The sequence below is a fragment of the Pseudactinotalea suaedae genome (assembly GCF_009733815.1).
Classification (GTDB): domain Bacteria; phylum Actinomycetota; class Actinomycetes; order Actinomycetales; family Beutenbergiaceae; genus Pseudactinotalea; species Pseudactinotalea suaedae.
Genome location: NZ_WNXY01000008.1, coordinates 250,102 through 267,435, shown reverse-complemented (window position 1 = coordinate 267,435; position 17,334 = coordinate 250,102). Strand labels below are relative to the sequence as shown.

The following is a 17,334-nucleotide window of genomic DNA, read 5'->3' as shown; positions in this document are numbered from 1 at the left end:
GCGGCTGGGCGACACACCGCGCGACTCACATCCGGTCGGGCGCCGCGATGCCCAGGAGCTCCAGCGCCTGCGCCACCGTGCGCCGCGTCAGATCCACCAGCGCCAGCCGGCGATCGCGCACCGAGCCGTCCGCCGCCAGCACCGGGCACGCCTCGTAGAAGTCGGTGAACGCGCGCGCGGTCTCGTACAGGTAGGTCGCCAGCTTGTGCGGCTCGTAGGAGTCGAGCACGTCCGCGAGGACCTCGCCGAAGGCGTCGAGCTGGAGGGTCAGCGCCCGCTCGGCGGGCTCCAGCGCCACCTCGACGGCGGCGGGCACCCTGCCGGGCACGCTGAGTCCGCGGTCGATCGCCTTGCGCAGGATCGAGGCCATCCGGGTGTGCGCGTACTGCAGGTAGACGCCGGTGTTGCCGGTGAACGCCACCATCCGCTCGGGATCGAACACGTAGTCCTTGACCCGGTTGCCGGAGAGGTCGGCGTACTTGACCGCACCGATCCCCGCCTGCTCCGCGATCTGGGAGAGCGCGGCCTCGTCGACCACCTCGCCGCGGGCCTCTGCGCCCTCGCGGACCACGGCCGCCGCTGCCTCCACCGCCTGGTCGAGCAGCTCGGCGAGCCGCACGGTGCCGCCTGCGCGGGTCTTGAACATCTTCCCGTCCGGGCCCAGCACCGACCCGAACGGCACGTGCACGGCCTCCACGGCCTCGGTCAGCCAGCCGACCCGCCGCGCCGCCTCGAACACCTGCTTGAAGTGCATCGCCTGCGGTGCGCCCACGACGTACAGGATCCGGTCGGCCTGCAGGTCCTTGATCCGGTGCCGGATCGTGGCCATGTCGGTGCTGCCGTAGCCGTAGCCGCCGTCGGACTTGCGGATGATCAGTGCTGCGGGCTGGTCGTCGCGCCCGGTGATCTCCTCCGACAGCACCACGAGGGCGCCGTCGCTCTCGACGGCGACCCCGGCGTCGACCAGCTCCTGCACCACCGAGGCGAGCACCGCGTTGTACGTCGACTCGCCCGCCGAGTCCGCCGAGGAGATCTGCACGCCGAGCCGGGCGTAGACGGCGTCGAAGGCGTACTCGGACTCGGCGACGATGTCCTTCCAGACCACGAGGGTGTCCTCGTCGCCGGCTTGCAGGGCGACCACGCGCTGACGCGCCCGGTCCGCGAACTCCGGGTCGCCGTCGAACGCTGCCCTGGCCTTCTTGTACAGCTCGTCGAGCGCCGAGACGGGCGACGTGGCGTCGTCCGACGCGCCGCTCTCGAGGTCGGCGTGGCGCCACGGCTCGTCCGGGTGCTCGTCGATGTAGGTGATGAGCATCCCGAACTGGGTGCCCCAGTCGCCGAGGTGGTTCTGCCGGATCACCTGGCTGCCGAGGAACTCCAGCACCCGCACGAGCGCGTCGCCGATGATCGTCGAGCGCAGGTGCCCGACGTGCATCTCCTTGGCGATGTTCGGAGCCGAGTAGTCGACCACCGTGCGCCGCCCCAGCTCGGTCGCCGGCACGCCGAGCCGGTCGTCGGCCAGCCGCGCCTCGACCTGCGCCCACAGCGCGGTGTCGGAGAGGGTCAGGTTGATGAAGCCCGGCCCGGAGATCTCGACCTTGCCGATCAGGAGGTCGTCACCGATGTTCCCGACGACGGCGCTCGCCACCTCTCGCGGTGAGGCGCCCACCTTCTTGGCGAGCGCGAGGGCCGCGTTAGCCTGCAGATCGGCGTGGTCGCTGGGTCGGATCAGCGGGTCCGCCCCGGTCTGGTCCGGGTAGGAGGCGGCGATCGCGTGGCCGAGCGAGGCGGTCAGCTGCTCGGCGAGGGGCGTGACGGGGGCAGACACGCGCGCCATTCTCGCACTGCGCCGCCCCCGACCGCTTTCACCGCACTTTCGGCACGGCGAGACTTCACCGCACGTCCGACGAACGCGCTCGTGCAGGTGGACGCGCGTCGAAAGTGCGGTGAAACCGGTCTGTGGTCGAAAGTGCGGTGAAACCGGTCGGTGGTCGAAAGTGCGGTGAAATCGAGTGAGCGGGCGGGCGGGACGACGACGGCCCCGCACCTTCCGGTGCGGGGCCGTCGTGGAGATGACCTGAGGTCAGTCGTTCTTGGCGTCCTTGACGGCGCCCTCGGAGCTGTCCTTCGCCTCGGCGACGGCGTCCTCGGTCTTGTCCTTCGCCTCGACGACGGCCTCGTCGGTCTTGCCCTTCGCCTCGGCGGCGGCGTCCTTGGCCTTGGTGGTGGCCTCGGCCGTGGCGTCCTTGACCTTGGCGGCGGCGTCGGAGGCAGCCTCCTTGGCCTTCTCAGCTGCTCCCGCGACCGAGGTCGCGACGCCGGAGGCGGCGTGCTTGGCCTTGTCGACGGCGGAGGTGCCCTGCGTGGGCGAGCTCGCCACCGCGTCGTCCCAGTACTCCTCGGCCCACGGGTCGTCGACGGGCTGGGTACGGCGCCAGATCAGCACGCCGGCGCCTGCGACCGCGGTGCCCACGAGCACCCAGCCGAGGGTCTTGGCGAACTTGTTGCCGCCGCGAGCCTGCGCCTCCTGCTGCTTGACGGCCTTCTCGGCGGCCGCGATGGCCGCCGTCGCCTTGCCCTGCAGGTCGTCTGCGCCACCGCGGGCGGCCTTGGCGGCCTCCTCCATCGCGGCGATCACTCGCGGGATGACGTCGTCGACGAGCTTGTCGTGCGCGATGTCGACGGCGTCGCGGCTCTTGTCAGCGGCGCTCAGGACGCGCGGCGCGGCGGCCTCGACGCCCTTCTTCCAGGCACCTTCGACCCGGGGACCGGCCCACTCGATCGCGGCCTCGACCTTCGGGGTGGCCCAGTCCTTGCCCTGGTCGGCGAGGGACCTGGCGATCTTGCCCGCTTCCTGTGCAGCGTCCTGGGCGGTGTCGCGGAGCTGGTCCGCGGAGATCTTGTCCTTGCGCGCCATGTCTCTCCCCACGCTTGCGCATCTGCGTCGATCCGCAGATGACGGGTTTTGCCACAGCCTATGTCGTCTGGGCGCGGCGCGCACATGGAGCGAGGCAATGCGAGGATGAGGGGCATGGATGCGATCCTCCACACCAGCGCCGGCGACATCGTCATCGAGCTGCTGCCCCACCATGCCCCCAAGACCGTCAAGAACTTCGTCGAGCTCGCCACCGGTGCGCGGACCTGGACGAACCCGGCCACGGGTGAGGAGACCAACGAGCCGCTCTACAACGGCACGGTGTTCCACCGCGTGATCCCGAACTTCATGGTGCAGGGCGGCGACCCGCTCGGCACCGGCACCGGTGGTCCCGGCTTCGAGTTCGACGACGAGATCCACCCCGAGCTGCACTTCCGCGAGCCCTACGTGCTCGCGATGGCGAACGCGGGCAAGCGGATGGGCCGCGGCACCAACGGCTCCCAGTTCTTCATCACCACGGCCGCCACCACCCACCTGCAGGGCAAGCACACGATCTTCGGCAAGGTCAAGGACCCGGCGAGCACCGCCGTCGTCGACGCGATCGGGAGCACCCCGACCGGCCCGAACAAGCGCGCGATGGAGCTGTTCTCGATCAGCGACCCGCGCCAGGCACCCGGCGACGCGCCGGTCGAGGACGTGGTCATCAACTCGGTCGAGATCGTCGACTGACCCCATGACGTCCTACCCCTCGGCACCTCCCCCCGGTCAGTCCGGCCAGCCCGGCCAGCACGGCGACGGCGCGCCCGCGTACGGCACCCCGCCCGCCGCCGGGCCCGGTCAGAGCTGGGCCGGCCAGGGGTGGGGCGGCCAGGGGGGTGCGCCCGCGCCACAACAAGGTGCGCCGGTCTGCCCGCGACACCCGGACCGCGTCAGCTACGTCAGCTGCCAGCGGTGCGGCCGGCCGGCGTGCCCGGAGTGCCAGCGGCCCGCCGCCGTGGGCGTGCACTGCGTCGACTGCGTGCGGCAGGCGAGCCAGGGCGGGCGCGGGCAGGTCACCGTCTTCGGCGGCAGGGCGCGGCCGGGTGCGAAGCCGGTCGTGACGATCACGATGATCGCGCTCTGCGTGGCGGTCTTCCTCATCGACATGGTGAACCCCTCGCTGCGGCAGGCGTTCACGTTCAGCCCCGCCGCCGGGCAGATCGAGCCGTGGCGCATGCTCACCACGGCGTACCTGCACGCACCCGGCCAGTTCGGGATCGTGCACCTGGGCTTCAACATGGTGGCGCTGTGGTTCACGGGTCCGTTCCTCGAGCAGGCGCTCGGGCGGGCCCGGTTCCTCGCGCTGTACCTCGTCAGCGCGCTCGGCGGCTCGGTGGCGGTGCTGCTGCTGACGCCGCTGGAGCTGTGGAACCGCGGGGCCGTCGGCGCCTCCGGCGCGGTGTTCGGCCTGTTCGGCGCCGTGGCCGTGGTGATGCTGCGCCTGAAGATGCGCAACACCTCGATCTTCAGCGTGATCGGCATCAACCTCGTCATCACCTTCGTGATGCCGAACATCTCCTGGCAGGCCCATCTCGGTGGCCTCGTCACCGGTGCGGCCATCGCCGCCGTGCTCGCCTACGTGCCGAAGAAGATCCGGACGTGGGCCGGCCCCGCTGGCATCGCCGCCATCGCGCTGCTGCTGATCATCGCCACCGTGGTCCGGTACGCGCTCGTCTGAGCGCTCGCACGTCGCCGGACCGGGGCTTACCCGGCGTCGGTCGTCTCCCCCCGCACGTGTGCACACCCTGCGGACCCCGTGATCCAGCCGCGGCAGTGGCGCGGCTTCGCGCTGCCCCGACGGGCCTTTCGACGGCCCCCGCCACCCGGTCCTGGTGATCCACAACCTTGTTCACACCTGTGGAATTACATGGCTGTAGTTCTCCACACGGTTACCCACACCTGGGGATGCCGCGGGAGGATGAGCCGTGAGCTTGTGGGTGGGCACCGCACGGGTGGACGTGGACGTCCCCGTCGGGACCGAGATGTCCGGGTTCGCCGCGCGGAGCGGCCCGAGCGACGGCGTGCACGACCCGCTCACGGTCCGGGCGCTGGTGCTCGACGACGTCGCGCTCGTCGCGGTCGATGTCTGCGGGCTGCACGAGCGCACGATCGCGATGGTGCGGGAGCTGCTCGGGGACGAGGTCCGCGAGGCCGTCGTCACCGCCACCCACACCCACTCGGGCCCGTGCGTGGCGTTCGAGAGGCTCGGCCCGCACGACGGCGCGGTCCACGACGCGGTGGTGGCCGCCGTCGTCGCGGCGGTGCGCGGCGCCGTGGCGAGCCGGACCGCCTGCACGGTGCGGTACGGCGAGACGCCCGCGCTCGGAATCGCCAACAACCGCCGGCACGACGACCGCCTCACCGACCCGCCCGCGCAGTTCCTGCGCTTCGAGAGCGAGGGTCGGACGGCGGCGTGGCTGGTCGTGCTCCCGGCTCACCCGGTGATGTTGGACGCGACGAACCGGTCGATCTCAGGCGACTTCCCGAGCTACGTGCGGGATCGGTTGGAGGCCGCCACGCCCGGTGCGCTGTGCGTCTACGCGACGGGGGCCGCGGGCGACCAGAACTGCGGTCAGCAGGTCGACCTGACCTACGACGTCGACTCCTCCGACGAGCGCACGTTCGCCGCGGCCGAGCGGATCGGGACCGCGCTGGCGGAGGCGGTGCTGGCGGCGCCGGCGCGCGAGGTCGGAGCGGCGTCGGCAGCGGTGGCCGTCGAGCCGGTCGAGCTGCCGATCGAGCGGGTGGACGTGGCGCAGGCCCGGGCGCAGGCGGCGAAGTGGCGCGCCGAGATCGCGGCGGGCGTCTCACCGCAGCGGGAGGCACTCCTCGGCGCCTGGCTCCACTGGAGCGCGGAGCTGCTGGCCGGTTCCTACGACCACGTCCCGGACGCCTGGGCCGGGACCGTGACAGCGGTGACGCTCGGCGACGTCGCCCTGGTGGCCCTGCCCGGTGAACCGTTCCTGGCCACCGCGACACGCATCGCCTCCCAGGCACCGACGCACCCCGTGCTGGTGCTGGGCTACGCCAACGGCTGCCCGGGCTACGTCCCACCCGCCGACGAGTACCCCCACGGCGGCTACGAGGTCGACGACGCCCACCGCTACTACGGCATGCCCGGCCCCTTCGCCACAGGCTGCGCAGAACGCCTGGAAACCGCCGCCCTCCGTGCCCTCAGCACGCTCCCGGAAGCCGCAAGCAGCACCCACCAAGAGAACCAAGCCCACCCCTGAGAGGAGGCGCTAAAAGAACCCGGCAACCGCCGTCGTCGGCCTCAAGAGGGGCGAGAACCACCCAAGGAAACGCACCAGGGGTCACCGGGATATGTGTGCGCGACGCTGGATGGGCCTGGCGGGAGCACGGGGAGCGAGGAACGAGCGGACCGTGCGGATGGTCGCGTCGCGCACACATGTCCCGGCGACCCGGACGAGAACGAGCAACACCACCCGCAACTCAGGTCAGACGGAAACCCCTACCGCCACCGCATCAGCATGATGAACCCGACCATCATCACCGAGAACCCGATCGCCAGGTTCCAGCCACCGATCCCGGGGATCGGGTAGGCCCAGTCGAGGATGTAGGTGGTGACGACCCAGACGAGGCCGACGATCAGGAGCGTGACGCAGACGGGCGCGTACCAGGGCTTGCTGATCGCGGGCGCGGAGGAAGCAGGGGGCGGCGTGTAGGCGGGCTTCTTGCGGCGCCGGGACGCGGACTCGGGCATCGACCTGGACTCCTTCGCGTGGTTCTGCCCGATCACGGCGTGGGCCGTCCGGACGCGCCCATGGTAGCCCGGTGAGACCGACCTAGACTGACCGCATGTCCCCGCATCGCCACGCCTCGGCACCTCAGGGGAGCTCAGGCGGCCGACGGCGGGGTGGCCGGTACTCGTTCCAGGCGTCGGTGGGCCTGGGGGTCGTGGGTCTGCTGGCGGGCCTGATGTTCAGCACGAGCGCCGGGCTGGCGGACGACCAGTCCGAGCGGCAGCCGGAGAACTTCCGCGACCTGGTGCGGGTGGAGTCCGAGCGGCTGGCCGAGACGAACGCCGACGTGGTGGCGCTGCGCGAGGAGGTGGCGGCGCTGCTGGAGGAGCAGAACGACCCCGCCGAGGCGGACGAGCTGCTGGCGCATGCCTCCGGGACGACGGCGGTCACCGGCCCAGGCCTGCTGGTCCGGCTCGACGACGCCCCGACACCGGTGCAGCTGCCGGAGTGGGCGAGCCCCGACGACCTGGTGGTGCACCAGCAGGACCTGGAGGCCGTGATGAACGGCTTGTGGGCCGGCGGCGCCGAGGCCTTGATGGTGCAGGGCCACCGGGTCACGATGACCACATCGGTCCGCTGCGTGGGCAACGTGCTGCTCATCGACGGCGCGACCTACTCACCGCCGTACGAGATCGCGGCGATCGGTGACCCCGACGAGCTGGAGGAGACGCTGCTCTCGACCGCACCGATCCAGATCTACCTCCAGTACGTGGACGCGCTGAACCTGGGTTGGCAGGTCCGAGCCGAGGAGACCATCGAGATGCCTGCGGACGAGAGCAACCTGAGCATGGAGTACGCGAGTGTCCCGGGCTGACGTGGCGGCACCCCCGGAGGTGCGCCGCCGCGCGGGGCACGCACGGCCCCGCCCCGCCCCGGGCATGCGCGCCGTCGGGTTCCTCGGGGAGCTGCTGATCACCGCGGGTGTGATCGTCGCGCTGTTCGTGGTGTGGCAGGTCTTCTGGACGGATGTCACGGGTGGCCGTGAGGCGAGCGCGCACATTGAGGCGTTCGCCGAGGAGGCGCCGGACTCGCCGGAGCGGGCGGGGACGCCGCAGACCGGTGAGCCGCCCGTCGAGCCGGTGCCGGCCGCGGGCGAGACCTTCGCGACGATGTTCGTGCCGCGCTGGGGTCCCGACTGGGAGTGGCCGGTCGCGGAGGGCGTGGGTCGGGCGGACGTCCTCGACGCCGGGTTCACGGGCCACTACCCCGACACGGCGCTGCCGGGTGAGATCGGCAACCTGGCGATCGCGGGCCACCGGCAGTCGCACGGGAAGCCGTTCTTCGGCGTCGACTCCCTCGAGGTCGGGGACGCGGTCATCGTGCAGACGGCGCAGGCCTGGTACGTCTACCGGGTCACCGACTCCTACGTGGTGCTTCCCACGCAGACCGAGGTGATCGCACCCAACCCGGTCGACCCGGCCGCTGAGGCGACGCAGCGCATGATCACGCTGACGACGTGCCACCCGCTGTGGTCCACGCGGGAGCGGTGGATCATCCATGGGGAGCTGGACCACTGGGTGGACCGCTCCGAGGGGCGCCCCGCCGAGATCATCGAGCTGCTGGAGGAGGGCTGATGTACGGATGGATCTGGCGTCACCTGCCCGGACCCGCGCTGGTGCGGGCACTGATCCTGCTGGTGCTGGTGGCCGCAGCCGTGCTGCTGCTGTTCGAGGTGGTCTTCCCCGCGGTGGCGCCGTTGCTGCCACTTGATGAGAACACGGTCGGCGACGGATCATGAGTGCCGTGACCCGCATCCTCGTCGTCGACAACTACGACAGCTTCGTCTACACGATCGTCGGCTACCTCAACCAGCTCGGGGCGCAGACCGAGGTGGTGCGCAACGACGACCCGCTGCTCGCGGAGATCGTCGCGGACCCGGCCCGGCTCGCCGCCTACAGCGGCGTGCTGATCTCACCCGGACCGGGCACACCGGCCGGCGCGGGTCAGAGCATCCCGGTGATCGAGGCCTGCGCGGCCACGAGGACCCCGATGCTGGGGGTGTGCCTCGGCCACCAGGCGCTCGGTGAGGTGTTCGGCGGCACGGTCGCGCACTCGCCGGAGCTGATGCACGGCAAGACCTCGCCCGTGGACCACGGCGGCTCGGGCGTCTTCGACGGCCTGCCGACCCCGTTCACGGCCACCCGCTACCACTCGCTCGCGGTGCTCGCCGAGACCGTACCGCCCGTGCTCGAGGTCACCGCGACCACCGGTGACGGCATCGTGATGGGGCTGCAGCACCGGGAGCTGCCGCTCCACGGCGTCCAGTTCCACCCCGAGTCCGTGCTCACCGAGGGCGGTCACCGGCTGCTGGCCAACTGGCTGGCCACCTGCGGCGACGAGGACGCCGTCGCCTCCTCCGAGGGGCTGGCCCCCCTCGCCCCGGCCACCTGATCCCCAGGTTTCAACACCTTTCCGTTCATGCACGGAAAGGTGTTGAAACCTCAGGGGTTGTTGCCGTTGCCGTTGTTCCCGTTGCCCGTGCCGTTGCCCGGGCCGTCCGGGCCGTCGGTTCCGGCCTCGGGGCCGGTCCCGCCGTCGGGGTCGGTGCCGGCGTCGGGGTCCGTCCCGGCCTCGGGGTCGGTGCCCGGGTCGGTTGTCGGCTCCTCCGTGGTCGGTTCGGGCGACGGGCCTGAGGAGACCGTCAGGGTGATCAGGGCGTCGTACTCCACGAGACCGGCGCTGGGGTCGGTCGCCGCGATCGTGTCGGGCTCGTAGTCACCGCTGAACACCGTCTCGCCGAACCGGTAGTTCAGCTGCAGGTCGTCGAGGATGTCCTGCGCCTCACCCGCCGGCAGGCTGCGCAGATCCGGGAGCTCGACCCGGCCGCTGCCGATGAAGATCGTGATCGGGGTGTCCGGCGCGGCCTCGGTACCGGCGGCAGGCTCGGTGCGGTCGGCCTGACCCTGCGGGGTGCCGGCGATGTCCTCGGGAGTGATCGTGAAGTTCGCGGCGTCGAAACCGGCCGTCGCGAGCTCCTGCCTGGCCTGCTCCTGCGTCATGCCGTTGACGTCCGGGATCGCGATCGAGTCAGGGCCGGCGGAGAACCACACCTGCACGGTCCGGTTGGTCTCGACGCTGACGTCGACCGTCTGGCCGGACTCCGGGTTCGAGCGGATGAAGCCACCCGCCTCGACCGTGTCGCTGGCCTCCGGGTCCTGCACGTCGGCCACCAGCTCGACCTCCTCCAGGGCTGCCGTGACCTCGTCCTCGGTCATGCCCTGGGTCAGCGTCGGGATGACGACCATCTCGGCCGCGGTCGTCGTCGGGCTCTCCGGCTCCTCCGGCGTGGTCCCTCGGTTGAGCAGCAGCCAGATGATCGCGCCCAGGGCGATCACACCGATGATCGAGAGGATCCAGATCAGCGCCTTGTTGCGCTTGGGCGGCTCCGCATCCTCGTCGGTGAGCGCCTGGGCCTCGGCCCGCGTGGTCGGCGTGACGGCGGGCGCCGGGCCTCCGAACACCTGGGTCGCACCGCCGCCCGCACCCGCGAGCACGGTGGTGGCACCCAGCGGCGGGGCGGACACGACGCCCTCCCCAGCGACCGCCTCGAGGTCGGACCGGAACTCGTCGGCCGTGCTGTAGCGCTCCTCGCGGTCCTTGGTCAGGGCCTTCATGACGATGCGGTCCAGCGCTTCGGGCACGTCGGGCGCGATCGCCGACGGCACCGGAGCGGCCTCGCTCACGTGCTGGTACGCCACGCTGACGGCGGAGTCGCCCTGGAACGGCGGCCGCCCGGTCAACAGCTCGTACAGCAGGCAGCCGGTGGAGTAGAGGTCGGAGCGCGTGTCGACCACCTCGCCGCGCGCCTGCTCCGGGGAGAGGTACTGCGCGGTGCCGACCACGGCCTGGGTCTGGGTCATGCCGCCCGAGGCGTCGGTCATCGCCCGCGCGATGCCGAAGTCCATGACCTTGACGTCGCCCGTGGGCGTGAGCATCACGTTCGCGGGCTTGATGTCGCGGTGCACGATGCCGGCGCGGTGGCTGTACTCCAGCGCCGACAGCACGCCGGCGGTGATCTCGATGGCCTCGTCGATCGGCAGGGCGGCACCGTCGCGCACCAGGTCGCGGACCGTGTGGCCCTCGACGTACTCCATGACGATGAACGGCACGTGCGTCTCGACGCCGTTGCCGTCCAGGCCGCCGTCCTCGCCGGTGTCGTAGACCGACACGATCGCGGGGTGGTTCAGCGACGCCGCCGACTGCGCCTCGCGGCGGAACCGGGCCAGGAACGTGGGGTCGCGCGCGAGGTCGCTGCGCAGCACCTTGATCGCCACGGTGCGGCCCAGGCGGGTGTCGCGCCCGATGTGCACCTCGGCCATGCCGCCGCGGCCGATCAGCTCGCCGACCTCGTAGCGCCCGGCAAGCATGCGCGGGGAGGGTCCGTCAGCCACTCGTCGGTCTCCTCCTCGTATGCGAACTGCGCCCGCGTTCCGCGGCGCTCAGAGCGCTCTGCTTTCCCAGCATCCCTGCGGCGCCCAGCGCCGGTGCCAGCGCAGCCGCCTGGGCAAGCGTACCCAGCCACAGCACCAGCACGATCAGCATGGCCGCGACCACCAGGACCTTCACAAGTGTCTGCCAGGCCCACACACCGGCGATCCGCTCGTGCCGCCGTCGCCGTGGCCGGGTCGTGAGAGCCGGGCGTTCGACGACGGTGCGCACCCCGGCACCCAGCGGCGCCCATGCCGGTGCGAACCCTCGATCGGGGGTCTCGACGGCGTATCGGGCGTCGGTCTCGTCGGGTCGCCACGCCGCGCCGGCCGGCTCGGGCGCACGGTTCCGACGCGGACGTGAGGGCAGCGGCGGTCGCCGCACCCCCGCCGCCTTCTCGAGGACCGCCCGCTCGGCGATGGCCGGCTGGGCCGGCTCGGCCGGCTCGACGGTGGCCTGCTCGACGGCGGACCTCCCCGTGACGGCCTGCTCGACGACGGTCGCCGCAGCTGCCGCAGCCACCGCCGTAGCTGCCGCCGCCGGCTCGGGTGCGGCCTCGGACTCGAGGTGGTCGAGCTGCAACGCCGACGATCCGACCACCGGTGCCACCACGCTCAGCCGCGCGCGGTGGTCGGCTGGCGCCGCGGCTGCGGCCGCGGCTCCGGTGGCCGCCACCGTGCGCTGGTCGCGCGGGCGCTGACGTGCTCGCTCCCGGACGAGCTGGGCCTCGTCGCGTGCCGACCCCGTCATGGGCATCGCCTGGGTGGCGATCGCCGCTACCTCGGCGCGGGCCGCCAGGTGCGGCGCCACCCGCCCGTGGGCGACCTCGGCCTGCAGCTCGCGCAGCAGGTCGTCGAGGATCCGCGCGAGTGAGGCGCCGCTGCGGGGCCGTCGCTCGGGGTCCTTGTCGAGCATCGACATCACCACGTCGCGCACCCGCGGGTCGACCCGCTCGGGCATCTGCGGCACCGGCTGGTTGACGTGCGCGAACGCGATGTCGACCTGGGTGGCACCGGTGAACGGCCGCCGGCCCACGAGCGCCTCGTAGGCGATGACCCCGAGCGCGTAGATGTCGCCCACGCCCTGCGCCGCCTTGCCCATCGCCTGCTCGGGCGGCAGGTACTGGGCGGTCCCCATCACCATGCCGGCCGCCGTCATCGGGGCCTGGTTGGCCCCGAGCGCGATGCCGAAGTCGGTGATCTTGACCGTGCCGTCACGGGTGATCAGCAGGTTGGAGGGCTTGACGTCACGGTGCACCACGCCGGCCATGTGCGCGGCGTGCAGACCGCGTGCGGTCTGGGCGAGGATCGGCAGCAGCTGCCCGGGTGCGAGCGTGCGCTCGCGGGAGAGCATGTCCGACATCGGCTCGCCCTCGACGAGCTCCATGATCAGGTAGCCGGCGCCGCTCTGCTCGCCGTAGTCGTACATCGCCGTGACGTTGATGTGCGAGAGACCCGCGGCGTTGCGCGCCTCGGCACGCATGCGCGCGAGGAAGGAGGTGTCGCCCGCGAACTCGGCGCGGAGCACCTTCGCGGCGACCATCCGGTCCAGGTGCAGGTCAGCGGCCCGCCACACCTCGCCCATGCCGCCGACGGCGATGCGATCCATCAGCTCGTAGCGGCCACCTAACGTGAGCCCTGCCTCTGGCTTCATTCCCCCAGCACCGCCTCGATGACCCCCGCGGCAATCGGTGCCGCCACCCTGGCGCCGGTGGCCTCGTCTCCGAGGTCGCCGCCCTCCTCCACCACGACCGCGATCGCGATCTGCGGGTCGTCCGCCGGAGCGAACGCCGTGAACCACGCCGTCGGTGCCACACCCTCGACACCAGACTGGGCCGTACCGGTCTTTCCGGCCACCGACACGCCGGGAACCTGTCCCGGCCATCCTGTGCCGTTGTCCACGACGTTGACCATCATCTGGGTCATCAGCGAGGCGGTCGAGGCCGACACCGGGCGTGAGAACACGCTCGGCTGGGTCTCGGCGACCACGTCGAGGTTCGGGCCGCGCTCGGTCGCCACCAGGTACGGGTGCATCAGCACGCCGCCGTTGGCGATCGAGGCCACGACCATCGCCATCTGCATCGGCGTGACGCGCACGCTGCGCTGCCCGATGGCGGTCTGCGCGAGCGCGGGGTCGTTGGCGTCGAAGTCCGAGCCCAGCGTGCTCGGCGTGACCGTCATCGGGATCGCGAGGTCCTGGCCGAACCCGAACGCCTGCGCCTGGTCCTGCAGCGCCTCCGGGCCGAGCTGCACCGCGAGCTGGGCGAACGGGGTGTTGCAGGAGACCCGGAGCGCCTCGGTCAGCGTGGCGGTGGTGCCGTTCCCGCAGACCGCACCGCCGGGGTTCCTGATCCCGGTGCTGGTGCCCGGCGGGGTGTAGACCGTGGGTGCGGGCACCTCGCTGTCGGGCGTGAAGTCCCCCGACTCCAGCAGCATCGCGGTGTCGACCAGCTTGAACGTGGACCCCGGCGCGTACAGGTCGCCCGCGATCGTGCGGTTGATCATCGGGTCGGTCGGGTCCTCGAGAAGCTGCTGCCAGGCGGCGTTGACCTCGCTCGTGCTGTGACCGGCGAGCACGTTCGGGTCGTAGCTCGGCTTGCTCACCATCGCGAGGATCGCGCCGGTCTTGGGGTCGAGCGCCACGACCGCACCGCGCTGGTCGCCGAGCAGGTCCCATGCCGCCTGCTGCGCCGCGGGGTCGATCGTGACCTCGACGGCGCCACCCTGCTGGCTGCCACCGGTGAACAGCTGCTGGATGCGCTGGAACAGCAACGAGGAGTCGGTGCCGTTGAGCACGGCGTTGCCCTTGTCCTCGATGCCGGTACTGGAGAAGACCACCGAGAAGTGCCCGGTCACGGGCGCGTACAGCGGACCGTTCGCATAGATCCGCTGGAACCCGAACGGGTCGTCGACGGGCTCGGAGAACGCGACCGGCGTGCCCGCCACGACGATCGGGCCACGGTCCTGCCCGTACTCGCGGTAGATCGTGCGCACGTTGCGCGGGTCGTCGTTGAGCGCACCCGCCTGCCCGTACTGGACCCACGAGGCGTTGCCCATGAGCAGCACGAACATCGCGAGCATCACGATGGAGAGGCGGCGCAGCGGGGAGTTCATCGCTTCACCACCTCCGTGGGGTTGTCATCGTCGTCAGCGTCGCTCGTCGAGGTCTGGTCCGGCGGACCGGGGACGTCTCGCGCGACGCCAACCATCCGCTCGCTCGTTCCTCGCTCGCTCCCGCCAGGCCCATCCAGCGTCGCGCGAGACGTCCCCGGCCCGCCTTGTTGGTCACCTGTCGTGTCGGCCGGGTTCGATTCATGGCCGACGGCGTTGGTTGGCCGCTCTTCACGGTGGTCGATGAGCTCGGTGCGGGAGCTGGCGAAGGTGTTGGGCTCGGGTTCGACGTCGTCCCAGCCGAAGGCGGAGGGGCGGGCCGGTACTGAGGGCACGGACGCCGGGACGGGGTCGGCGGGGGCGACGTCGCCCAGCGCGATCAGGGCGGTCTCGTTGCCGACCACCGAACCGGCGCCGGCCGGGGCGGGGCGGCGCGCGGCGTCGGAGATCCGCAGCAGGATCGCCACGATGATCCAGTTCGCCACCAGCGAGGAGCCGCCGGCCGCCATGAACGGCATGGTGAGACCCGTGAGCGGGATCAGCCGCGTCACGCCGCCGACCACCACGAACACCTGGAACGCGATCACGAAGGCGAAACCCGAGGCGAGCAGCTTGCCGAAGCCGTCACGCACCCCGATCGCGGCGCGCAGGCCGCGCTGGGCGAGCACCAGGTACAGCATGAGGATCGCGACCAGGCCGGTGAGCCCCAGCTCCTCGCCCAGGCTCGCGACGATGAAGTCGGAGTTCGCGTAGGGCACCAGGTCCGGGTGGCCCAGGCCGAGGCCCGTGCCCATCAGGCCACCGGCCGCGAGCCCGAACAGCCCGCGCACCAACTGGCCGGAGCCGCCGGGGTCGCGGTTGTAGATCTCGGAGTCGAGCGCGTTCAGCCACACGTCGAACCGGGCCGCCACATAGTCGAACGTCGAGTAGGCGAAGACCACGCCCACGCCCACCAGCAGCAGACCGATGAAGATCCAGCTGACCTTCTCGGTGGCGACGTAGAGCATCGCCACGAACAGGCCGAAGAACAGCAGCGAGGTGCCGAGGTCCCGCTCGACCACCAGCACACCCACGCTGACGACCCAGATCACCACGATCGGCGCCAGGTCGGCGAACCGCGGCAGGTGCAGGCCCAGCATCTTGTTGCCTGCGAGCGTCAGCGCGTCGCGCCGGTTCACGAAGTACCCGGCGAAGAAGATCGCCAGCAGGATCTTGGCGACCTCGGCCGGCTGGAACGAGAACCCGGCCACGTTGATCCACAGCCGTGCGCCGTTGATCGTCTGCCCGATGAACGGCGCCATCGGCAGGCACAGCAGCGCGAGGCCGGCGATCATCGCCAGGAACGGGTAGCGCCGCAGCGTGCGGTGGTCGCGCAGCAGCGCCAGCACCGCGATCGCCAGCACGATCCCGATGATCGTCCAGACCAGCTGTCGCTCGGCGAAGCCCGCCCGCAGCCCACGCTCGGCCAGCGGCTGGTCGATCCGGTAGATCATCGCCAGGCCCAGCCCGTTGAGCGCGGCCACCACGGGCAGCATCACCGGGTCGGCGTTCGGCGCGCGCCAGCGCATCACGAGGTGCAGCACCACGGTCAGCACGACCAGGATCCCGACGTGACGCACGAGATCGACCGGGACCACGCCGTCGAGGTTCAGACCCACGATCGCGTACGCGGCGACGCCGACGGCGAGCGCGATCGCGAGCAGCCCGAGCTCGCTGTTGCGGCCGGCGCGGGGGCGCGTGGAGGGTGCGACGGTCGCCATCAGCCGGTGGCCTCGCTGGTCGAGGTCGACGGGTCTGACGGCGTGGGGTCGGTGGCCGGGTCGGTCTCAGCGGTGCTGGCGTCGTCGGTCGGTTCCGTGGTCTCGGGCGAGCTGACCTCGGCGGCCAGGCCCTCCACGGTGTCCCGGGCGGCCTCGAGGCTGGACGCGGCGATGCCCGCCTCCACCCGCGCCTGCACGAACGGCGGCAGCTCGGCGACCACGATGTCCGACCGCTCCTCGATGCTCGACAGCGACACCGGCCCCAGCTCCTGAGGCACGCCGCGGTAGATCGCGACCACCCCGTCGGTCTCGTCGGGGGCGACGTAGAACTGCGTCTGGGTCCACCGGTAGCCGAGCGTCCCGGCCCCGGCGAGCATCAGCAGCACGACGACGATCGCGAGGATGGTGAAGATCGGACGACGCCGGGGCGGGGCGTCGAGGTCCAGCTCCTCCTCGTCGTCGGAGCTGTCCCGGATCATCTGGCGCGGCGAGCTCGCACGGGAGCCGGCGGTCAGCGCGGCGGCGCGGGCGGCCGGCGAGTTCCCGCCGCGGGTCGGGGCCTTGCGGTCGACCGCAGCCGCTCCGACCACCTGCGGCGTGGTGTCGGGCAGGCGTCCGGGATCGGTGGCGTCCTTCGTGACGTCCGCGACGATCACGGTGATGTTGTCCTGCCCGCCGGCGCGGAGCGCGAGCTGCACGAGGTCGTCGGCGCACTGGCCGGGGTCCGCGGTCTCCGCGAGCACGTCGGCGATCGTCTCGGCGGACACGTACGAGGACAGGCCGTCCGAGCACAGCAGCCAGCGGTCGCCGTCACGGAGCTCCCGGACCGACTCGTCCAGCTCGATCTCGGCGCTGGAGTCGCCGAGCACGCGGAGCAGGACCGAGCGCTGCGGGTGGTTCTCCGCCTCCTCCTCGGTGAGCTGGCCGGTGTCGACGAGGTGCTGCACGAACGTGTGGTCGTGGGTGACCTGGTGCATCGTGCCCGCGCGCACCAGGTAGGCGCGGGAGTCGCCGATGTGCACCATGGCCGCGGTCGCGCCGGTGCGCAGCAGCGCGATCACGGTGGTGCCGAGGCCGGCGTTCTTCGGGGTGTCACGGGCGTAGGCCAGCAGGTCCGAGTGGGCGTCCGCGACGGCGGAGCGCAGCAGGTCGAGGAGCTCGTCCGCGGAGTGCTCGTCGCCGTCGAGCGAGGCGAGGTGCGCCACCGCCACCGAGGACGCCACGTCACCGGCGGCGGCGCCGCCCATGCCGTCGGCGACCACGAGCAGCTGGGGGCCGGCGTAACCGGAGTCCTGGTTGTTCTCGCGCGTGAGCCCCACGTCGGAACGGGCCGCGTAGTTCAGGGAGACGGTCACGGG

Annotated in this window: 15 protein-coding genes; 7 read left to right on the top strand and 8 right to left on the bottom strand. The window is 71.7% G+C overall.

Annotated features, from left to right (window positions below; genetic code table 11):
• Nucleotides 1-25: 25 nt before the first annotated feature.
• Nucleotides 26-1,837, bottom strand: coding sequence for an arginine--tRNA ligase (gene argS, locus GPA04_RS14485; protein ID WP_156224885.1), 1,812 nt, complete (start codon nt 1,835-1,837; stop codon nt 26-28).
• Nucleotides 1,838-2,083: 246 nt separating this feature from the next.
• Nucleotides 2,084-2,917, bottom strand: coding sequence for a hypothetical protein (locus GPA04_RS14480; protein WP_156224884.1), 834 nt, complete (start codon nt 2,915-2,917; stop codon nt 2,084-2,086).
• Between the two features lie 114 nt (nt 2,918-3,031).
• Between GPA04_RS14480 and GPA04_RS14475 the strand changes: the two genes are divergently transcribed.
• The 3 genes from GPA04_RS14475 (at nt 3,032) to GPA04_RS14465 (ending at nt 6,147) form a co-directional block, all read left to right on the top strand.
• Nucleotides 3,032-3,604 carry a peptidylprolyl isomerase gene (locus GPA04_RS14475; protein ID WP_156224883.1) on the top strand — a complete coding sequence of 191 codons (573 nt, stop codon included), beginning with the start codon at nt 3,032-3,034 and terminating at the stop codon, nt 3,602-3,604.
• Nucleotides 3,605-3,608: 4 nt separating this feature from the next.
• Nucleotides 3,609-4,592: a rhomboid family intramembrane serine protease gene (locus GPA04_RS14470; RefSeq protein WP_156224882.1), complete on the top strand. Its 984-nt coding sequence runs from the start codon at nt 3,609-3,611 to the stop codon at nt 4,590-4,592.
• Between the two features lie 247 nt (nt 4,593-4,839).
• Nucleotides 4,840-6,147 (top strand): neutral/alkaline non-lysosomal ceramidase N-terminal domain-containing protein, encoded by a 1,308-nt coding sequence (locus GPA04_RS14465; protein WP_156224881.1) that lies wholly within the window; start codon nt 4,840-4,842, stop codon nt 6,145-6,147.
• Nucleotides 6,148-6,386: 239 nt separating this feature from the next.
• Here the strand turns inward: GPA04_RS14465 and GPA04_RS14460 are convergent, their stop codons facing one another.
• Nucleotides 6,387-6,638 (bottom strand): cell division protein CrgA, encoded by a 252-nt coding sequence (locus tag GPA04_RS14460; RefSeq protein ID WP_156224880.1) that lies wholly within the window; start codon nt 6,636-6,638, stop codon nt 6,387-6,389.
• A gap of 95 nt (nt 6,639-6,733) precedes the next feature.
• Here GPA04_RS14460 and GPA04_RS14455 point away from each other — a divergent pair, with 95 nt between their 5' ends.
• The 4 genes from GPA04_RS14455 to GPA04_RS14445 are packed head-to-tail and all read left to right on the top strand — an operon-like array spanning nt 6,734 to nt 9,069.
• Entirely contained in the window at nt 6,734-7,492 is a 759-nt protein-coding gene (locus GPA04_RS14455; protein ID WP_156224879.1) for a DUF881 domain-containing protein, read from the top strand.
• Complete coding sequence (locus GPA04_RS14450; RefSeq protein WP_241680814.1) at nt 7,479-8,252, top strand: class E sortase; 774 nt, start codon at nt 7,479-7,481, stop codon at nt 8,250-8,252. The genes GPA04_RS14455 and GPA04_RS14450 overlap by 14 nt, the downstream gene beginning before the upstream one ends.
• Nucleotides 8,252-8,416 (top strand): hypothetical protein, encoded by a 165-nt coding sequence (locus GPA04_RS21110; RefSeq protein ID WP_170299363.1) that lies wholly within the window; start codon nt 8,252-8,254, stop codon nt 8,414-8,416. The genes GPA04_RS14450 and GPA04_RS21110 overlap by 1 nt, the downstream gene beginning before the upstream one ends.
• 5 nt (nt 8,417-8,421) lie before the next feature.
• Nucleotides 8,422-9,069: an aminodeoxychorismate/anthranilate synthase component II gene (locus GPA04_RS14445; protein WP_156224983.1), complete on the top strand. Its 648-nt coding sequence runs from the start codon at nt 8,422-8,424 to the stop codon at nt 9,067-9,069.
• A gap of 50 nt (nt 9,070-9,119) precedes the next feature.
• On the opposite strand, the gene pknB is transcribed toward GPA04_RS14445, so the two are convergent.
• From pknB to GPA04_RS14420, 5 genes are read right to left on the bottom strand one after another with little or no spacing between them, the layout of a single operon-like run.
• Complete coding sequence (pknB, locus tag GPA04_RS14440) at nt 9,120-11,045, bottom strand: Stk1 family PASTA domain-containing Ser/Thr kinase (RefSeq protein ID WP_156224982.1); 1,926 nt, start codon at nt 11,043-11,045, stop codon at nt 9,120-9,122.
• 16 nt (nt 11,046-11,061) lie between these two features.
• Nucleotides 11,062-12,714 carry a serine/threonine-protein kinase gene (locus GPA04_RS14435; protein ID WP_241680812.1) on the bottom strand — a complete coding sequence of 551 codons (1,653 nt, stop codon included), beginning with the start codon at nt 12,712-12,714 and terminating at the stop codon, nt 11,062-11,064.
• A gap of 41 nt (nt 12,715-12,755) precedes the next feature.
• A complete protein-coding gene (locus tag GPA04_RS14430) occupies nt 12,756-14,219 on the bottom strand; it encodes a peptidoglycan D,D-transpeptidase FtsI family protein (protein ID WP_156224877.1) in 1,464 nt (487 codons plus the stop codon).
• On the bottom strand, nt 14,216-15,976 hold the full coding sequence (locus tag GPA04_RS14425; protein ID WP_156224876.1) for an FtsW/RodA/SpoVE family cell cycle protein: 1,761 nt from the start codon (nt 15,974-15,976) through the stop codon (nt 14,216-14,218). The genes GPA04_RS14430 and GPA04_RS14425 overlap by 4 nt, the downstream gene beginning before the upstream one ends.
• A complete protein-coding gene (locus tag GPA04_RS14420; protein WP_156224875.1) occupies nt 15,976-17,331 on the bottom strand; it encodes a Stp1/IreP family PP2C-type Ser/Thr phosphatase in 1,356 nt (451 codons plus the stop codon). The genes GPA04_RS14425 and GPA04_RS14420 overlap by 1 nt, the downstream gene beginning before the upstream one ends.
• Between the last annotated feature and the right edge of the window lie 3 nt (nt 17,332-17,334).

What these genes read in the sequence shown, in the direction of transcription:
- argS (WP_156224885.1), bottom strand. Translation starts at nt 1,837, where the DNA reads ATGGCGCGCGTGTCTGCCCCCGTCACGCCCCTCGCCGAGCAGCTGACC.
- GPA04_RS14480 (WP_156224884.1), bottom strand. Translation starts at nt 2,917, where the DNA reads ATGGCGCGCAAGGACAAGATCTCCGCGGACCAGCTCCGCGACACCGCC.
- GPA04_RS14475 (WP_156224883.1), top strand. Translation starts at nt 3,032, where the DNA reads ATGGATGCGATCCTCCACACCAGCGCCGGCGACATCGTCATCGAGCTG.
- GPA04_RS14470 (WP_156224882.1), top strand. Translation starts at nt 3,609, where the DNA reads ATGACGTCCTACCCCTCGGCACCTCCCCCCGGTCAGTCCGGCCAGCCC.
- GPA04_RS14460 (WP_156224880.1), bottom strand. Translation starts at nt 6,638, where the DNA reads ATGCCCGAGTCCGCGTCCCGGCGCCGCAAGAAGCCCGCCTACACGCCG.
- GPA04_RS14455 (WP_156224879.1), top strand. Translation starts at nt 6,734, where the DNA reads ATGTCCCCGCATCGCCACGCCTCGGCACCTCAGGGGAGCTCAGGCGGC.
- GPA04_RS21110 (WP_170299363.1), top strand. Translation starts at nt 8,252, where the DNA reads ATGTACGGATGGATCTGGCGTCACCTGCCCGGACCCGCGCTGGTGCGG.
- pknB (WP_156224982.1), bottom strand. Translation starts at nt 11,045, where the DNA reads ATGCTTGCCGGGCGCTACGAGGTCGGCGAGCTGATCGGCCGCGGCGGC.
- GPA04_RS14435 (WP_241680812.1), bottom strand. Translation starts at nt 12,714, where the DNA reads ATGGATCGCATCGCCGTCGGCGGCATGGGCGAGGTGTGGCGGGCCGCT.
- GPA04_RS14430 (WP_156224877.1), bottom strand. Translation starts at nt 14,219, where the DNA reads ATGAACTCCCCGCTGCGCCGCCTCTCCATCGTGATGCTCGCGATGTTC.
- GPA04_RS14425 (WP_156224876.1), bottom strand. Translation starts at nt 15,976, where the DNA reads ATGGCGACCGTCGCACCCTCCACGCGCCCCCGCGCCGGCCGCAACAGC.